This window comes from Pseudomonas sp. 18.1.10 (assembly GCF_024655625.1).
GTDB lineage: Bacteria > Pseudomonadota > Gammaproteobacteria > Pseudomonadales > Pseudomonadaceae > Aquipseudomonas.
Genome location: NZ_JANLGL010000414.1, coordinates 1 through 2,339 on the forward strand (window position 1 = coordinate 1; position 2,339 = coordinate 2,339).

The 2,339-nt window shown below is 57.8% G+C and carries 2 protein-coding genes; both read right to left on the bottom strand.

The genetic code is table 11. From position 1 onward, the window contains the following. Positions 1 to 136: 136 nt before the first annotated feature. Positions 137 to 1,795: a cation acetate symporter gene (locus NUV89_RS29250; RefSeq protein ID WP_257784052.1), complete on the bottom strand. Its 1,659-nt coding sequence runs from the start codon at positions 1,793 to 1,795 to the stop codon at positions 137 to 139. Then, positions 1,792 to 2,103, bottom strand: a complete 312-nt coding sequence (locus NUV89_RS29255) for a DUF485 domain-containing protein (RefSeq protein WP_003190001.1) — start codon at positions 2,101 to 2,103, stop codon at positions 1,792 to 1,794. Before NUV89_RS29255 ends, NUV89_RS29250 begins: the two co-directional genes overlap by 4 nt. Between the last annotated feature and the right edge of the window lie 236 nt (positions 2,104 to 2,339).

A 2,339-nucleotide genomic window follows, 5' to 3' on the forward strand; every position in this document is an offset into this window, starting at 1 on the left:
CGAGTTCCAACATGAGAATGCGGTCAAATGTGGGAGCGGGCTTGCTCGCGAAAGCAATATCAGCAGCAACACAGAACCCCAGGCAAAAAAATACCCCGGCCTTGCGACCGGGGTATTTTCCTATCCAGCGATAACCTTAGTGAGAAACCGCCCCACTCGCCCCCAGGCCAGTCTGCGAACGCACAAACTGCGGGAAGTACAGCGCACGCTCTTTCTCTGCCGCCGCCGACTTGTCGGTGATGGAGAAGAACCAGATGCCGACGAACGCAATGATCATCGAGAACAGCGCCGGGTACTCATAAGGGAAGATGGCTTTTTCATGGTGCAGGATCGAGACCCAGATGGTCGGGCCAAGGATCATCAGGCCCACGGCACTTATCAAGCCCAGCCAGCCGCCAATCATGGCCCCACGGGTGGTGAGGTTTTTCCAGTACATGGAAAGCAGCAACACCGGGAAGTTACAGCTGGCCGCAATCGAGAACGCCAGGCCGACCATGAATGCGATGTTCTGGCTTTCGAACAGGATACCCAGGCCGATTGCCAATACACCCAGGGCCACGGTGGTGATCTTCGACACGCGAATCTCATCTTTCTCGTTGGCCTTGCCTTTCTTGATGACGCTGGCGTACAGGTCATGGGACACCGCCGACGCACCGGCCAGGGTCAAGCCGGCAACCACCGCGAGGATGGTGGCGAACGCCACGGCCGAGATGAAGCCCAGGAAGATACTGCCACCCACCGCGTTGGCCAGGTGCACCGCCGCCATGTTGTTGCCACCGAGCAAGGCGCCTGCTGCGTCCTTGAACGCCGGGTTGGTGCTGACCAGCAGGATCGCGCCGAAGCCGATGATAAAGGTCAGGATATAGAAGTAGCCGATAAAGCCGGTTGCATACAGCACGCTCTTACGCGCTTCCTTGGCATCGCTCACCGTGAAGAAGCGCATCAGGATGTGCGGCAGGCCGGCGGTACCGAACATCAGTGCCAGGCCCAGGGAGAACGCGGAGATCGGATCTTTCACCAAGCCGCCAGGGCTCATGATCGCTTCACCTTTAGGGTGAACCTTGATCGCCTCGGAGAACAGCATGTTGAAATCGAAGTTGACGTGCTTCATCACCATCAGCGCCATGAACGAGGCACCGGACAGCAGCAACACTGCCTTGATGATCTGCACCCAGGTGGTCGCCAGCATGCCGCCGAACAGCACGTACATGCACATCAGGATACCCACCAGGATCACCGCAACGTGGTAGTCCAGGCCGAACAGCAGCTGGATCAGCTTGCCCGCGCCAACCATCTGCGCGATCAGGTAGAACGCCACCACCACCAGGGAACCACACGCCGACAGGCTGCGGATCTGGGTTTGCCCGAGGCGGTAGGACGCCACGTCGGCAAAGGTGTACTTGCCCAGGTTACGCAGGCGCTCGGCGATCAGGAACAGAATGATCGGCCAGCCCACCAGGAAGCCGATCGAGTAGATCAGGCCGTCATAACCGGACGTGAACACCAGCGCGGAAATCCCCAGGAAGGACGCCGCCGACATGTAGTCACCAGCAATCGCCAAGCCATTCTGGAAACCGGTGATCTTGCCACCGGCCGCATAGTAGTCGGCCGCCGACTTGTTGCGCTTGGATGCCCAGTAGGTGATGCACAGGGTGGCACCGACAAACGCGACAAACATCACGATGGCCGATACGTTCAGGGGTTGTTTGTGCACTTCGCCGGTCAATGCGTCCGCAGCCCAGAGGGCCGGAGCGAAGAACGAAGCGCCGAGTAGTGCCAGTAGACGACCGATCATTGCGCAGCCTCCTTGAGAATCGCATTGTTCAGGTCGTCAAATTCACCATTGGCCCGGCGCACGTAGATGCCGGTCAGGATGAAGGCGGACACAATCAGTCCGACGCCCAGGGGAATGCCCCAGGTAATCGAAGAACCGGGGCTGATCTTGGCCCCCAGCACTTGTGGCCCGTAGGCGATCAACAGGATGAAAGCGGAGTAAAGCCCGAGCATGATCGCCGAGAGAATCCAGGCGAATCGTTCCCTTTTTCTCACCAGCTCCTTGAAACGCGGGCTGTTTTGAATCGAGAGGTAAATGCTGTCGTTCATTGTTTTTATCCTCGCAGCACAGCTTTTTTATTATTTTGGAACGTATCCACTGTATGCGGCTGCCGTAGAGGTTCCAGACGACCTTAGTCTTAGATCGAGTGTAGCGAGGGATTGTCAGAACGCAGGAGGATTTACAGACGGCAAAAATAATGTGGGAGCGGGGCTTGTGTGGGAGCGGGCTTGCTCGCGAAGGCAGCGTGTCAGTCAATACATCTGGTGACTGAACCACCGTATTC